We start from the raw sequence: 15,578 nt of genomic DNA on the forward strand, positions 1-15,578 counted from the left end.
TGCGCTCGCGGCGGCGTCAACGCATGCCCTTCAAACGCTTCGAACGCCTGATTGACCCCTTCCGGGACGCACCCGCGCATATGCCGCCGGCCGGCGTCGTCGGCTTCTACCTGCATTACCTGCGGCAAGTCTGGCCGGTGATGCTGGCGCTGCTGGTGGTCGGCTTCTTCGTCGCGCTGATCGAGGTCGCCCTGTTCGAATTCCTCGGGCGGCTAATCGATCTGGCACAGACCACCTCGGCGGCGCGCTTCTTCGAAGAACATCGAGGGACGCTGATCTGGATGGCGGTGGTGACCTTGCTGCTGCGCCCGCTCGCCTTCGGCCTGCATGACCTGCTGCTGCACCAGGCGCTCAGCCCGAGCCTGACCAACCTGATCCGCTGGCAGAACCACCGCTACCTGCTCCGCCAGAGCCTGGGCTTCTTCCAGAACGACTTCGCCGGTCGCATCGCCCAGCGCGTGATGCAGACCGGCCCCTCGCTGCGCGAATCGGCGGTCCAGGTGGTCGACGCGCTCTGGCACGTCGTCATCTACACGGGCAGCGCGCTGGTGCTCTTCGCCGAGGCGGACCTGCGTCTGGTCCTGCCGTTGGCGCTCTGGATAGTCGGCTACGTCACCGCCCTGTGCCTCTTCGTGCCGCGGGTCCGCCGGCGCTCCGCCGAAGCCTCGGCCGGACGTTCGCGCGTGATGGGACGCGTGGTCGACGGCTACACGAACATCCTCACGCTCAAGCTGTTCGCCCATACGCGCGAGGAAGAAGGCTACGCGCGCGCGGCCATGCAGGACCTGGTCGGCCGCTTCCAGCGCCAGTCGCGCGTGATCACCGGCATGGACATCAGCATCACCTGCCTCAACGGCCTGCTCATCGCCTCGACCGTCGGGCTGGCGTTGTGGCTGTGGAGCGAGGGCCGGATCACGACCGGCGCCATCGCGCTCGCCACGGGCCTGGTGATCCGCATCATCGGCATGTCCGAGTGGATCATGTGGGTGGTCAGCGGCATCTTCGACAACGTCGGCACCGTGCAGGACGGCATGAAGACCCTGATCCACCCGCTCACGGTGACCGACCGCCCCGACGCCCGCCCGCTCCGGGTCACGCACGGTGAAGTCCGCTTCGAAGCGGTGACCTTCCGCTATGGCGAGGCCGCACCGACCGGTCCGGCCGTCATCGAGGGCCTGGACCTGACCGTCGCGCCCGGCGAGAAGATCGGCCTGGTCGGTCCGTCCGGCGCGGGCAAGTCGACCCTCGTCGCCCTGCTCCTGCGCCTCTACGACCTGCACGGCGGGCGCATTCTCGTCGATGGCCAGGACATCGCCGAGGGAACCCAGGACAGCCTGCGCGCGCAGATCGGCATGGTCACGCAGGACACCTCGCTGCTGCACCGCTCGATCCGCGACAACCTTCGCTACGGCCGCCCCGACGCCAGCGACGAGGCGATCATGGCCGCGCTGGCCCAGGCCCGCGCCGACACCTTCGTCCCGTTGCTGCGCGACGCCGAGGGCCGCAGCGGTCTGGACGCGCAAGTCGGCGAGCGCGGCGTAAAGCTGTCCGGCGGGCAGCGCCAGCGCATCGCGATCGCCCGCATGCTGCTCAAGGACGCGCCTATTCTGGTGCTCGACGAAGCGACCTCGGCGCTGGATTCGGAAACCGAGGCGGCCATCCAGGACAGCCTCGAGACGCTCATGCAAGGCAAGACGGTGATCGCCATCGCGCATCGCCTGTCGACCATCGCGCGGATGGATCGGCTGGTAGTGATGGAGGGCGGCCGGATCGTCGAGACCGGCAGCCACGCCGAGCTGGTGGCAGCCGGCGGGCTCTACGCGCGGTTGTGGCGCCACCAGACCGGCGGCTTCGTCGGCGTCGATTGACGCTCAGCCACCCCGCGCCAGCAGGTGGCTCATGGCCGTCTTCAGCTTCATCGGACGCACCGGCTTGTGCATGAGCGTGTGGCCGAGCGCCCTCACCTGCTGCTTGAGTTCGTTCGAGTAGTTGGCGGTGATCATCAGCGCCGGCAGTGGGCTGGCACGCCGCGCGTTGACGGCAGCCACGGCGTCGATCCCGTTGTGCCCGTTGTCCAGGTGGTAATCGGCGATCAGGAGATCGGCCTCGGCGTGAAAGCCATCGACCTGCCGCCCCAGATCCTCCTGCGACAACGCCGTGACCACCCGGCAGCCCCAGCCCTCGAGCAAGGTGCGCATGCCGGCGCAGATCGCCGCATCGTTATCGAGCACCCAGACGCGCGCACCTTCGAGCCGCTGCAGCACCTGTTCGGGCGCGCTCGGTTCGGGCCGCGCCGGCGGTGCACGGCGGGCCAGCGGCACCTCGACGGCAAAGCACGAGCCCCGGCCCGGCCGGGAGCGGACGCGAATGCGATGGCCCAGCATGCGCGCGATCTTGTCGACGATCGCCAGGCCCAGGCCCAACCCGCGATCCTGGTTCCGCCGTACCCCATCGCCGCGTTTGAACTCGAGGAATATCTCGTCGAGCTTGTCCTCGGGGATGCCGACGCCGGTGTCCCACACCTCGATCGACAGCCGCCTGGCGTGACGCCGGCAACCCAGCAGGATGCGCCCCTGCGGGGTGTAGCGAATGGCGTTGGTCAGCAGGTTGCGCAGGATGCGCGCAAGCAACTGGATGTCGCTGCGCACGAGCGCCGAGCAGGCCACGAAGTGCAGCTGCAAGCCCTCCGCGCGGGCGAGCTGGCGGTACTCCTCGGCCAGGTTGCCGAGCAGTTCGCTGACGGCGAAGGGAGCGATGTCCGGCTTGATCACGCCGGCATCCAGCTTGGAGATATCGACCAGCGTGCCGAGCAGGTTTTCGACGTCTTCCAGCGAATTGCTGACGTTGCGGATCAGCGCGGTGTTGCGCCCCGGATCGCGCTGTTCGAGCAAGGCGCTGGTGAACAGGCGCGCCGCATTGAGGGGCTGCAGCAGGTCGTGGCTCACCGCCGCCAGAAACTTGGTCTTCGACAGGTTGGCCAGCTCGGCCTCCCGTTTGGCCTCGCGCAGACGGCCTTCCACCTGGGTACGTTCGTCGATCTCCAGCCGTAGCTGGTCGTTCAGTTCCATGAGTTCGGCGGTGCGCTCGCGGACGCGCTGCTCGAGGTTCTGGTAGGCCTTGTGCAAGGCTTCGGCGGTGCGGCGGCGGTCGGTGATGTCGCGGATGAGCACGAAGATGCCCACCACCTCGCCATTGGCCTGGCAGTTGGGTACGTAGGACCGCAGCATGTAGCGCTCCTGCCCGGCGTGGTTGGCCTCGGCCATCTCGAAGCTGACGCTCTCGCCGGCCAGGGCGCGGTCGACGTAAGGTTCCAGACGCCGCCACTGCGCCTCGCTGTGGACGTCCCGCAGGCTTTGGCCGAGCATTGCGCCGCGTGGCCAGCAGTACCACTCCTCGTAGACCTTGTTGGTGAATTCGTACACCAGGTTGGCGTCCAGGTAGGCGATCAGCGCCGGAACGTGGTCCGTGATCAGCCGAATCCAGCGCTCGCTCTCGCGCAGCGCCTCGGCATGGCGATAGCGCTCGGTGATGTCGGTGAAGGTGTTGACGTAGCCGCCGGCCGGTAGCGGATGGGTGCGAATTTCCAGCATGCGGCCGTCGAACAGCCGTTGCTCCAGCTCGCGAATGGGTCGCCCGGCGTCATCGCGACTCGCGGGCGTGAGCAGCCGCAGCTCGCTCTCGGCCATCACCTCCTCGAACGCGCGGTGAGCCTGGATCGGCGCCAGCCCGCACAGTTCGAGAAAGCGCCGGTTCCACAGCTCCAGCGCTCCCTCGGTATTCACCATCGCCACGCCTTGCGACAGGTTGTCGACGGCGCGTTGCAGCAGGTGCGACTTCTGCGCCAGCGCCTGCTCGCGGCGGATGGTCTCGCTCTGCTTCACCTCGGTGATGTCGGTGTAGAGGATCACCCGGCCGCCCTCGCGGGTCGGCCGCTCGCTGACCTGCACCCAGCGCCCATTGCGCAGGCGGTAGAGCGTCGGCTCGGTGCCGCTGCCGGGGTGTTCCTCGACGATCAGCCCGGAGCTGCTCGCCAGCCGCCGCACTTCCGACAGCCGTGTGCCGGCGGTGATACGCGCGCGGGTCTTGGCCCAGAAGGACTTGAACCGGCTGTTGAACAGCACGATGCGCTGTTCCCGGTCGAACAGCACGAAGCCATCGGAAATGCTCTCGATCGCGTCGATGAGGTGTTGATGGGCCGTCTCGGCGCGCAAGCGGGCATCGCTGAGCAGCTGGTTGCTGGCGCGCAACTCGCCCATCGCCTGGTTCAGCGCATCGGTTCGTTCGCGCACCTGTTCGGCGAGCACCACCGAATGCTGGAACGCGGTGTAGGACGCGTCCCGCACCGAGCCGCTGGATTCGATGCGTTCGATCAGCGCCGCATTGATGCGTCGCAGCTTGGCATTGTCGTGTTCGAGCGCGGCGACCCGGGCCTCCAGCTCAGCGACAGGCCCGGCCTCTCGGGCGGCCGATGGCGACGCCGGTGAAGGTCTGGTTGATATGCATGCCATTGAACTGTTCCCCGTAGGTGTTGAAACCGATCACCCGCTGCCGACGAAGAAAGGCAGACGCCTGCGCCACCGTCGCCGTGGCTTCGACTTCCAGGCGCCGCAGGAAACAGTCGCAGCCGATGGTCAGCAGCGGCGGTCCCAGGCGCTGTTCGAGCCGCTCGAATACGGCCTCCAGGTTCGGCATCAGTGGACCGGTTCGCATGGCCGTCAGCACGATGCCGGTCTCGACGGCGCAGTAGAACGTCAGGCTGCCGTCCGGGTGGGCCTTCTGGATCGAGCGCACGTAATAGCGTTCGTTGATGCGTACCGCCAGCGGGTGGGCGGCGAACACGCGGTGATCAAGCGACTCGACCGGCACGCCGATCAACCGCGCGTATTCGTCCGCCGCCGGCTCGGCGTTGAGCTCGAAAACCCGTCGCGCGTGGCTGTCGGCGTGGGTCACCACCAGCTTTTCATCCCTGGGCAGGATGTGATGAGTGGTGAACACCTCGAAATCCAGCCAGGTATTGATCAGCACCACCGCCGCCGCCCCGCTGTGGAAGCGACCGTCGTAGTAGACGTGCGTGTTGGTGAGGTGGTTGTCGTCGCCGGCCGAGCCGCCGAAATGAGGAATGCTGCCGAACGCCGCGCTCAGCGCCGCGAGCACCACTTCCTCGCGGCTCGACAGGCCATCGAGCAGGGTCAGGGCGAAGCTGTGGTCCTTGATCGGGGCCAGCGAATTGCTGCGGCAATCGCCCACCAGCCGCTCGACCAGCTGCTGGGCCTCGAACAGGTTGAAGCGATCCATCTCGTCGATCAGCCCGCAGGCGATGGAAAAGCTGCGGTGGTCGAAGCCGATCGCGCTGACGCAGCCACGACCGTAGCCCTGCGAGGTGATCTCTCCGGCCGTCGTGCAACCGACCAGCCTCACGCCGCCGAAGTAGTGCCGCAGCGAATCGCCCAGCGCCTGCAGGTCGTATTCGGCCGAACAGAAGAACAGCACGAAGCCGAGGTGCGGGTGAATCAGCTGGCGGGCCAGGTCCTGCGCGACGGTCTCGGCATCCGGCGCCTGCGACATGGCGGTGCGCAGCATTTCGTTCTGTTCGTGCGACACCGGCCATGCCCCTTGGCTATCCGACGGACAACCCCATTCTAGGGAGCGGAAAAGGCCGGCAAATGCTACTTCAGTACCGGAGCCGCACTGCCAAGGTAGCGATCGCTGCGCCTGGCGATGGCGGCATCGGGAATCAGAACACCATGTCGGACAGACGCCAGACTTCGAAGGCCGGTGTCTCGTAAGGATGGGCGCGCTTGAGCGCCTTGACCACGTCGTGGATCAGCTCGTCGGCGACGACCAGCTCGACCTTCCATTCGGCGACCCGCTCGAGCTGGCCGACCTGACCGAGATAGGGCTGGCTGCCTTCCAGCGGACGGAACTGGCCCTGGCCGAGGGCCTGCCAGCAGCAACTGTCATAGGCGCCGATACGACCGCCACCGGCACCGAACACTGCCTTCTTCACGTCATCGAGATGGGATTCGGGTACGTAGAAGCACAGCTTGTACATCGGACAACTCCGAAAGATCACGGCATGCACCGGTATCCCGACCGGGCACTGCTGCCATCGACTGTCGCATCCGGGCGACAGCAAAGAGGGAACCGACTAGTTGGAACCCGCGAAACGGCACCTGTTCGGCCCGCCAGAAACGAATGTGCCAGGCTGTGAAGCCTGGCACATCGGGTTCTACAGGGTGCGGGCGGTCAATCGACCCAGACCCGTGCGTTGCGGAACATGCGCATCCAGGCGCCGTCTTCCTGCCAGTCGTCCGGGCGCCAGGAGTTGGTCACGGCGCGGAACACCCGCTCGGGGTGCGGCATCATGATGGTGACGCGACCGTCGCGCGTGGTCAGGCCGGTGATGCCGCGCGGCGAGCCGCTGGGGTTCGCCGGGTAGCGTTCGGTCACCTTGCCGTGGTTGTCCACGAGCCGGACGGCGACGCAGCCGGAGAGGTCCGCCTCGAGCAGCGCCTCTTCGCTTTCGAATTCCGCATGGCCTTCACCGTGCGCGATCGCGATCGGCATGCGCGAACCGGCCATGCCTTGCAGGAAGATCGACGGCGACTCCTGAATCTGCACCATGGCCACACGCGCTTCGAACTGCTCCGAGCGGTTGCGCACGAAGTGCGGCCAGACATCGCTGCCCGGAATCAGCTCATGCAGGTTGGACAGCATCTGACAGCCGTTGCAGATGCCGAGACCGAAGCTGTCCTTGCGCTCGAAGAAGGCGCTGAACGCATCGCGTGCGCGCGTATTGAACAGGATCGACTTGGCCCAGCCCTCGCCCGCACCGAGCACGTCGCCATAGGAGAAACCACCGCAGGCGACCAGGCCCTTGAAGCGGTCCAGCGTGACGCGCCCGGAGAGAATGTCGCTCATGTGCACGTCGATCGCGGCGAAGCCCGCCCGATCGAAGGCGGCGGCCATCTCGGTCTGACCGTTGACGCCCTGCTCGCGCAGGATCGCCACCTGCGGGCGGACACCGGTCCTGATGTAGGGCGCGGCGATGTCTTCGTTGACGTCATAACCAAGCTTGACGCTCAGGCCGGGGTTTTCCTCGTCCAGCAGCAGCTCGAACTCTTCGTCGGCGCATTCGGCGTTGTCGCGCAGGCGCTGGATGCGGTAGCTGGTTTCCGCCCACTGGCGCTGGAGCGCGCGGCGGTCGGCGCTGAACGCCTCGCGGTGATCGAACAGGACCCGCACCTCGGCATTGTTGATCGGCTGGCCGATCACCATGACGCACTCTTCCAGGCCGGCGGCGCTGAACTGGGCAAGCACTTCCTCGGTATCGTCCTGCCGCACCTGGATCACCGCGCCGAGCTCTTCGTTGAACAGCAACGCGCCGATCTCGCTGGCATCCTGCACCAGCCCGTCGAGGGACAGGTTGAGCCCGCAATGCCCGGCGAAGGCCATCTCCAGCACGGTCGTCAGCAGGCCGCCATCGGAGCGGTCGTGATAGGCCAGCAGCTTGCCGTCGCCATTGAGTCCCTGGATCACGGCGAAAAAGGCCTTGAGGTCTTCGGCATCATCGACGTCCGGCGCCTGGCGGCCGATCTGCCCGTACACCTGCGCCAGGATCGAACCGCCCATGCGCGCCTGGCCGCGGCCCAGGTCGATGAGAATCAGGTCGGTCTCGCCCTTGTCCAGCCGCAATTGCGGGGTGAGCGTGCGGCGCACGTCGCTGACCGGGGCGAAGCCGGAGACGATCAGCGACAACGGCGAGGTGACGCTCTTGTCGGTGCCCGCCTCGTTCCAGCGGGTCTTCATGGACATCGAGTCCTTGCCCACCGGGATGGTGATGCCCAGCGCCGGACACAGGTCCATGCCTACCGCGCGGACGGTGTCGTACAGGCGCGCGTCTTCGCCCGGGTGGCCGGCAGCGGCCATCCAGTTGGCGGAGAGTTTGATGTCGCCGAGTTTTTCGATCGGTGCGGCGGCCAGGTTGGTCAGCGTTTCACCGATGGCCATGCGACCGGAGGCCGGCGCGTCGAGCAGCGCCAGCGGCGTGCGCTCGCCCATCGCCATCGCCTCGCCGGTATGGACGTCGTAGCTGGTGGCCGTCACGGCGCAGTCGGCAACCGGCACCTGCCAGGGGCCGACCATCTGATCGCGAACGACCTGGCCGGTGATGCTGCGGTCGCCGATGGTGATCAGGAAGCTCTTGCTGGCCACCGCGGGGTGGTGCAGGACACGGCTGACCGCCTCGGCCAGGTCGACCTGCGCGGGATCGAAGTCATCGCCCGGCAAGGCCTCGCGACTGGCGCTGCGGTGCATGCGCGGCGGTTTGCCGAGCAGCACTTCGAGCGGCATGTCGACCGGCTTGTTGCCGAAGTGGCTGTCGGCCACGGTCAGGTGAGGCTCGGCGGTCGCCTCGCCCACCACGGCAAAGGGGCAGCGCTCGCGCTCGCAGATGGCCTTGAAGCGCTCGTAATCCGCTGCATCGACCGAGAGCACGTAGCGCTCCTGCGATTCGTTGCACCAGATTTCGTGCGGCGCCATGCCCGGCTCGTCGTTGGGAATGTTGCGCAGCTCGAAGCGGCCGCCGCGCCCGCCGTCGTTGACCAGCTCGGGGAAGGCATTGGAGAGGCCGCCGGCACCCACGTCATGGATGAACTTGATGGGGTTGTGCTCGCCCAGCTGCCAACAGCGGTCGATCACTTCCTGGCAGCGGCGCTCCATCTCCGGGTTGTCGCGCTGCACGGAGGCGAAATCGAGGTCCGCCGAACTCGCACCGGTGGCCATCGACGAGGCCGCGCCGCCGCCCAGGCCGATAAGCATGGCCGGGCCGCCCAGCACGATCAGCTTGGCGCCGACCGAGATTTCGGCCTTCTGCACGTGCTCTTCGCGGATGTTGCCCATGCCACCGGCGAGCATGATCGGCTTGTGATAGCCGCGCACTTCTTCGCCGCGCGGCGTCTGGATGGCCTGCTCGAAGGTGCGGAAATAGCCGTTGAGCGCCGGTCGGCCGAACTCGTTGTTGAACGCGGCACCGCCCAGCGGGCCTTCGATCATGATGTCCAGCGGCGTGACGATGCGCTCGGGCTTGCCGTAGGGCTTTTCCCAGGGCTGCTCGAAACCGGGGATGTTCAGGTTGGAAACGGTGAAGCCGGTCAGGCCCGCCTTCGGCTTGGCGCCACGGCCGGTCGCACCCTCGTCGCGAATCTCGCCGCCGGAGCCGGTCGATGCGCCCGGAAACGGCGCGATGGCGGTCGGGTGGTTGTGGGTCTCGACCTTCATCAGGATGTGCACCGGCTCCTGATGCGCGGCGTACTGGGCGCTGTCCGGCTCGGGGAAGAAGCGGCCCGCCGGGTGGCCGACGATGACAGCGGCGTTGTCCTTGTAGGCCGAGAGCACGCCTTCGCCGTGCATCTGGAAGGTGTTCTTGATCATGCCGAACAGGGACTTCTCCTGGCTCTCGCCGTCGATATCCCAGCTGGCGTTGAAGATCTTGTGCCGGCAATGCTCGGAGTTCGCCTGGGCGAACATCATCAGTTCGATGTCGTGCGGGTTGCGACCCAGGCCCTGGAAGGCCTTGACCAGGTAATCGATCTCATCGTCCGCCAGCGCCAGGCCGAGCGTGACATTCGCCTGTTCCAGCGCCGGGCGTCCGCCGCCCAGCACATCGACCGCCGTCAGTGGGCGGGGCTCCGCGTGGCTGAACAAGGGTTCGGCCTCTTCGAAACGGCTGAGCACCAGTTGGGTCATGCGGTCGTGCAGCAGGGCCGACGCGGCGGCCACGTCGGCATCCGAGAGGTCACCCTCCAGGTAGTAGGCGATGCCGCGCTCCAGCCGCTGGATGGCGCCCAGGCCGCAGTTGTGGGCGATATCGGTGGCCTTGCTCGACCAGGGCGAAATGGTGCCGAAGCGCGGCACCACCAGCAGCAGACGGCCCGTAGGCTCCTGCACCGGCACGCTGGGGCCATAACGAAGCAGACGGGCCAGCACCTGCTGTTCGGTTTCCCCGAGCGTTCCGAGGGTTTCGGCGAAGTGTGCGAACTCGGCGTAAAGGCCGCGAACCGCGGGGACCTTCTGGGTCAGTTGGGCCAGCAATTTGCCGTGACGGAAGGCGGAAAGTGCGGGAGCACCGCGCAGGATCAACATCGTCGGAACAGCCTCGGGAGGGGTGGCATGAGGCCGTGCATTCTAGCCGAACAGCAGCGCCGAGGCTAAAGGAGAACAGGCGACGGGCGGCGAACAGGTCGGCTCAAGCAGAGGCGCGGCAAGGCGTGCCGCATGCACACGCCTGCCTGCCCGCCACGGCATGGCCGGAAGCGGCGCCTCCAGCCTGCCGCCCGTGGCCCTAGTGCAGTATCTGACTGAGGAACAGCTTGGTCCGCTCGTTCTCCGGGTTGGTGAAGAACACGTCCGGCGCCGCCTGTTCGACGATCTCGCCCTTGTCCATGAAGATCACGCGGTTGGCGACCGTGCGCGCGAAGCCCATCTCGTGGGTCACGCAGAGCATGGTCATGCCGTCCTCGGCCAGCCCAATCATGGTGTCGAGCACCTCCTTCACCATCTCCGGGTCGAGCGCCGAGGTCGGCTCGTCGAAAAGCATGATCTTGGGCCGCATGCACAGCGCCCGGGCGATGGCCACGCGCTGCTGCTGGCCGCCCGAGAGCTGCCCCGGAAACTTGCCCGCCTGCTCGGGAATGCGTACCCGCTCGAGGTACTGCATGGCGATTTCCTCGGCCTCGCGCTTGGGCATCTTGCGCACCCACATGGGTGCCAGCGTGCAGTTCTGCAGCACGGTCAGGTGCGGGAACAGGTTGAAGTGCTGGAACACCATCCCAACCTCGCTGCGTATCGCCTCGATGCGCTTGAGATCGCTGGTCAGTTCATGGCCGTCGACCACGATGCGCCCCTGCTGGTGCTCTTCCAGCCGATTCAGACAGCGGATGGTCGTCGACTTGCCCGAGCCGGACGGCCCGCAGAGCACGATGCGCTCGCCCTGCCGGACCCTGAGGTTGATGTCCTTGAGTACGTGGAACTGGCCGTACCACTTGTTCACGCCCTCCATCTCGATCATCAGCGGATCGGCCGCCGGTTTTGCCTGTACGTCGTTCATGTCAGCTCCTCAATGCTTGTGGCCGGTATCCAGCTTGCGCTCCAGGTGCATGGAGTAGCGGGACATGCCGAAACAGAAAATCCAGTAGACGAGCGCCGCGAAGACATAGCCTTCGGTGGACATGCCCAGCCAGGCGGGATCGGTGGTGGCGCGCTTGATGCTGTTCAGGAAGTCGAACAGGCCGATGATGATCACCAGGCTCGTGTCCTTGAACAGCGCGATGAAGGTGTTCACCAGGCCCGGAATGACGAGCTTGAGCGCCTGCGGCAGGATCACCAGCACCATGCTGCGCCAATAGCCCAGGCCCATCGCCGCCGCGGCTTCGTACTGGCCCTTCGGAATGGCCTGGAGGCCGCCGCGCACGACTTCGGCGACGTAGGCCGCCTCGAAGAAGACCACCATCACCATCGCCCGCAGCAGCTTGTCGAGGTTCATCTCGACCGGCAGGAACAGCGGCAGCATCACCGACGACATGAACAGCACCGTAATCAGCGGCACCCCGCGCCAGAACTCGATGAAGGTCACGCAGATGACACGGATCGCCGGCATGTCGGAGCGTCGTCCCAGCGCCAGCATGATGCCCAGCGGCAGCGCGCCGGCGATGCCGACGGCAGCGATCACGATGGTCAGCATCAGCCCGCCCCAGCGGGTGCTCGGCACGGTTTCCAGGCCTAGAAAGCCGCCGTGCAGCAGCCAGTAGGCCACCAGCGGGTAGACCAGCAGGTAGCCGATCCCGTAGCGCACCTTGTGCGGCATCGCCTTGATGAACAGCGGCGCCGCACCGGCGATCGCCAGCACTGCCGCCAGGTCGACGCGCCAACGCAGCTCCGGCGGGTAGAAGCCATACATGAACTGGGCGAAGCGCGACTGGATGAAGACCCAGCAGGCACCTTCCCGGGTGCAGTCCTGCCGCGTGGTGCCGGTCCAGTCGGCCTGGAAGATCGCCCACTGTAGAAGCGGCGGCACGATGAGCCAGAGCAGGTACAGCCCCAGCAGCGTCAGGGCCGCGTTGAACCAGCTCGACAACAGGTTGGCGCGAATCCAGCCCAGTGCGCCGATGCTGGTGGTCGGTGCCGGAAGGTCCGGCTTGAACGTATGTGCGGTCATGCGCCCTCCCTAGCGTTCGATCAGCGCGATGCGCTTGTTGTACCAGTTCATCAGCAGCGAAATGCTGATGCTGATGGCCAGGTACACGCTCATGGTGATCGCCATCGTCTCGATCGCCTGCCCCGTCTGGTTGAGGACGGTACCGGCGAACAGCGACACCATGTCGGGGTACCCGATGGCGGCGGCGAGCGACGAGTTCTTCGCCAGGTTCAGGTACTGGCTCGTCAGCGGAGGGATGATCACCCGTAGCGCCTGCGGGATGATCACCAGGCGCAGGGTCTGGCCACCGCTCAGTCCGAGCGAGCTGGCCGCCTCGGTCTGCCCGTGGCTGACCGACTGGATGCCCGCCCGCACCGTTTCGCCGATGAAGGCCGCGGTGTAGATCGACAGCGCCAGCACGATCGAAACCAGCTCCGGGATCACCACCCAGCCACCGCGTATGTTGAAGCGCCGCAACTCGGGAATCTCCCAGTCGAACGGCGCGCCGACGATCATCACCGTCAGGCCGGGGACCACCAGCAGGATCGCCAGGCTCACCCAGAACACCGGCAACCGCTTGCCCGTGGCGTGTCGCAGGCCTTTCGCCCAGACCGCGAAGATCACCACCGCGAGCACGGCTACCGCGATGGCGACCAGGAACGGCCACATGCCGGGCGCGGCCAGCGGGGCCGGCATTTGCAGCCCTCGGTTGTTGACGAAGAACATGTCCGCCAGCGAGAGGCTGTCACGCGGACCCGGCAAGGGCGCCAGCACAGCGAAATAGAAGAAGAAGATCTGCAGCAGCGGCGGGATATTGCGGAAGGTCTCGATGTAGATGGTCGCCAGCTGGCGGATCAGCCAGTTCGACGAAAGCCGCGCCACGCCGAGGATGAAGCCCAGGATCGTCGCCAGGACGATACCAAGCACGCTGACCAGCAGCGTGTTGAGCAAGCCGATCCAGAACACCCGGCCATAGCTGTCGCTCTCGCTGTAATCGATCAGGTGTTGGGAAATGCCGAAGCCGGCGGCATTGTCGAGAAAGCCGAACCCGGAGGTGATGCCGCGGTTGGCGAGGTTGGTCTGGGTGTTATGGAAGAGATACCAGCCGATGCCGACCACGGCGGCGACGGCAATGATCTGGAATAGCCAGGCGCGTGCACGGGGATCGCTCAGGAGCGAGCCGCGCGCAGGCGTGGCGTCTAGGGTCGTACGCATTCAAAGCCCCCACGCGACGCACCGGCCAGGTGCCGGTGCGTCTATCAACGGTTTGCGGTCGCCACGGCGACCGAAAGGTCAACGCACCGGAGGCGCGTATTGCAGACCACCGTCTTTCCAGAGGGCGTTCAGGCCGCGCTCGATCTTCAGGTCGCTGTCGGCACCGACGTTGCGCGCGAAGACCTCGCCATAGTTGCCAACCTGTTTGATGATCTGGACGGCCCAGTCCTTCGGCAGGTTGAGGTCCTTGCCGTATTCACCTTCGGCACCAAGCAGCCGTGCGACGTCGGGGTTCTTGGTCGTCTTGGCCATTTCCTCGACGTTGCTCGAGTTGATGCCCAGTTCCTCCGCGTTGAGCATCGCAAAGAGCGTCCAGCGCACGATGTCGAACCATTCTTCGTCACCCTGGCGTACGGCCGGGCCGAGCGGCTCCTTGGAGATGACTTCCGGCAGCACGATGTACTGCTCGGGGTTGGCCAGCTTGATGCGCTGCGCATAGAGCTGCGACTGGTCGGAGGTCAGCACATCGCAACGACCGGACTCGAGCGACTTGGCGCTTTCATCCGAGGTGTCGTAGGTGATGGGCGTGTAGTTCATGCCGTTGGCACGGAAGTAGTCGGACAGGTTCAGCTCGGTGGTCGTCCCGGCCTGGATACAGACGGTCGCCCCGTCCAGCTCCTTGGCGCTCTTGACGCCGAGCTCCTTGTTCACCAGGAAGCCCTGGCCGTCGTAGTAGGTCACGCCGGTGAAGTTCAGGCCCATCGCCGCATCGCGCGAGCTGGTCCAGGTGGTGTTGCGCGAAAGCATGTCCACTTCGCCCGATTGCAGCGCGGTGAAGCGCTCCTTGGCGGTCAGCGGGCTGTACTTGACCTTGCTCGCGTCGCCGAACAGGGCGGCGGCCACGGCCCGGCAGATATCCACATCGATTCCCTTGTACTGGCCCTTCGCGTCGGCATAGGAGAAGCCCGGAAGCCCGTCGCTGATGCCGCACTGCACGAAGCCGTTGTTCTTGACCGCATCGAGCGTGGCGCCAGCATGGGCATTGGCGCCCACCCCCAGTGCCACTGCCGCCGAGAGAACAGCCAGCGTGGATTTGATCTTCATCTGAACCTCCAATGTGTTTTTTATTTTCGCGGAGTGAAGCAGCGCGCGACCGGACCATTGCGTGTCGGCCACGAAGCTTGCCGGACAGTCTAGTTGCTGACTGACGAACGGCAACCCCTGGCACGGTTCGCCAATGGTCGAAGGCCGCGCTGTTGCCTCCCCTGCGAAAAATCCTCGCCGCCGGTCGAGCGAAGCGGCGCCATTTCGCTTCAAGCAAGCGTCATACCAGCCGGCATAGAGTCGCCGCCGCGCGCAGCCGTACCGCCGCGCCCCGCGCCGCTCGTTCGCCGGAACACGCCGGACCGGGTAACCTGCGAGCCGCATCGCGAGCCTGCGCTCGCCCCAACGTGTAGCCGAATGCCCCGATCTGGAGCCATTGCATGACCGAACCCCTGATTCTCGAACCCCGGCAGGCCGTCGACGCCTGCGTCATCTGGCTGCACGGTCTGGGCGCCGACCGCTTCGACTTCCAGCCGGTCGCGCAGATGTTGCAGCAGCGCCTGCCCAGCACCCGCTTCGTCCTGCCGCAGGCACCGACGCAACCGGTCAGCATCAATGGCGGCTGGGCCATGCCGAGCTGGTACGACATCCTGGCGATGAGCCCGGCGCGGGCGATCGACAGTGACCAGATGGAGACTTCGGCCCAGACCGTCATCGGCCTGATCGAAGCCCAGCGCGACAGCCACGGCATCGACCCCGCACGCATCGTGCTGGCCGGCTTTTCGCAGGGCGGCGCGGTGGTGCTGCACACGGCCTTCTTGCGCTGGCAGGGACCGCTTGGCGGCGTGCTGGCGCTGTCGACCTATGCTCCGACGTTCACCGAAACCTTCGCCGTCGCCGAGACGCGCCGAGCCTGCCCGGTGCTCTGCCTGCACGGCACGCAGGACAACGTGGTGCTGCCGACGATGGGCCGCGCCGCGCACGATGCCCTCGCCGCGCAGAACGTTCCGGTGCAATGGCGCGATTACCCGATGGCTCACGAGGTGATCGGCCCGGAGATCGAAGACATCGGCCAGTGGCTGGTCGAGCGCCTGGCGCGATAGGGCACCGGACCGTCGGCCGGTGT

10 protein-coding genes are annotated in these 15,578 nt (G+C 66.3%); 2 read left to right on the forward strand and 8 right to left on the reverse strand.

The genetic code is table 11. From position 1 onward, the window contains the following. Positions 1-23: 23 nt before the first annotated feature. On the forward strand, positions 24-1,868 hold the full coding sequence (locus tag D7325_RS11305) for an ABC transporter ATP-binding protein (protein WP_120996124.1): 1,845 nt from the start codon (positions 24-26) through the stop codon (positions 1,866-1,868). Positions 1,869-1,871: 3 nt separating this feature from the next. Here D7325_RS11305 and nahK read toward each other — a convergent pair whose 3' ends face one another. From nahK to D7325_RS11345, 8 genes are all read right to left on the reverse strand, one after another. Beyond that, the gene (gene nahK, locus D7325_RS11310) at positions 1,872-4,508 is read right to left on the reverse strand and encodes a hybrid sensor histidine kinase/response regulator NahK/ErcS' (RefSeq protein ID WP_120995738.1); all 2,637 of its coding nucleotides are present in this window, start codon (positions 4,506-4,508) and stop codon (positions 1,872-1,874) included. Next, positions 4,438-5,580, reverse strand: a complete 1,143-nt coding sequence (nosP, locus tag D7325_RS11315) for a nitric oxide-sensing protein NosP (RefSeq protein WP_162988044.1) — start codon at positions 5,578-5,580, stop codon at positions 4,438-4,440. The genes nahK and nosP overlap by 71 nt, the downstream gene beginning before the upstream one ends. 154 nt (positions 5,581-5,734) lie before the next feature. Continuing rightward, a complete protein-coding gene (locus D7325_RS11320; RefSeq protein WP_120995742.1) occupies positions 5,735-6,052 on the reverse strand; it encodes a YqfO family protein in 318 nt (105 codons plus the stop codon). Positions 6,053-6,246: 194 nt separating this feature from the next. Beyond that, positions 6,247-10,143, reverse strand: coding sequence for a phosphoribosylformylglycinamidine synthase (gene purL / locus D7325_RS11325; RefSeq protein WP_120995744.1), 3,897 nt, complete (start codon positions 10,141-10,143; stop codon positions 6,247-6,249). 199 nt (positions 10,144-10,342) lie between these two features. Further along, positions 10,343-11,107, reverse strand: coding sequence for an amino acid ABC transporter ATP-binding protein (locus tag D7325_RS11330; protein WP_120995746.1), 765 nt, complete (start codon positions 11,105-11,107; stop codon positions 10,343-10,345). Positions 11,108-11,116: 9 nt separating this feature from the next. Beyond that, complete coding sequence (locus tag D7325_RS11335) at positions 11,117-12,214, reverse strand: amino acid ABC transporter permease (protein ID WP_120995748.1); 1,098 nt, start codon at positions 12,212-12,214, stop codon at positions 11,117-11,119. A 9-nt stretch (positions 12,215-12,223) separates the two neighbouring features. Next, positions 12,224-13,408, reverse strand: coding sequence for an amino acid ABC transporter permease (locus tag D7325_RS11340; RefSeq protein WP_120995750.1), 1,185 nt, complete (start codon positions 13,406-13,408; stop codon positions 12,224-12,226). 78 nt (positions 13,409-13,486) lie between these two features. Continuing rightward, positions 13,487-14,512, reverse strand: coding sequence for an amino acid ABC transporter substrate-binding protein (locus D7325_RS11345; RefSeq protein WP_120995752.1), 1,026 nt, complete (start codon positions 14,510-14,512; stop codon positions 13,487-13,489). A gap of 380 nt (positions 14,513-14,892) precedes the next feature. Here D7325_RS11345 and D7325_RS11350 point away from each other — a divergent pair, with 380 nt between their 5' ends. Then, entirely contained in the window at positions 14,893-15,555 is a 663-nt protein-coding gene (locus D7325_RS11350) for an alpha/beta hydrolase (RefSeq protein WP_120995754.1), read from the forward strand. The last annotated feature ends 23 nt before the right edge of the window (positions 15,556-15,578 follow it).

Source organism: Stutzerimonas urumqiensis (genome assembly GCF_003640395.1).
GTDB lineage: Bacteria > Pseudomonadota > Gammaproteobacteria > Pseudomonadales > Pseudomonadaceae > Stutzerimonas > Stutzerimonas urumqiensis.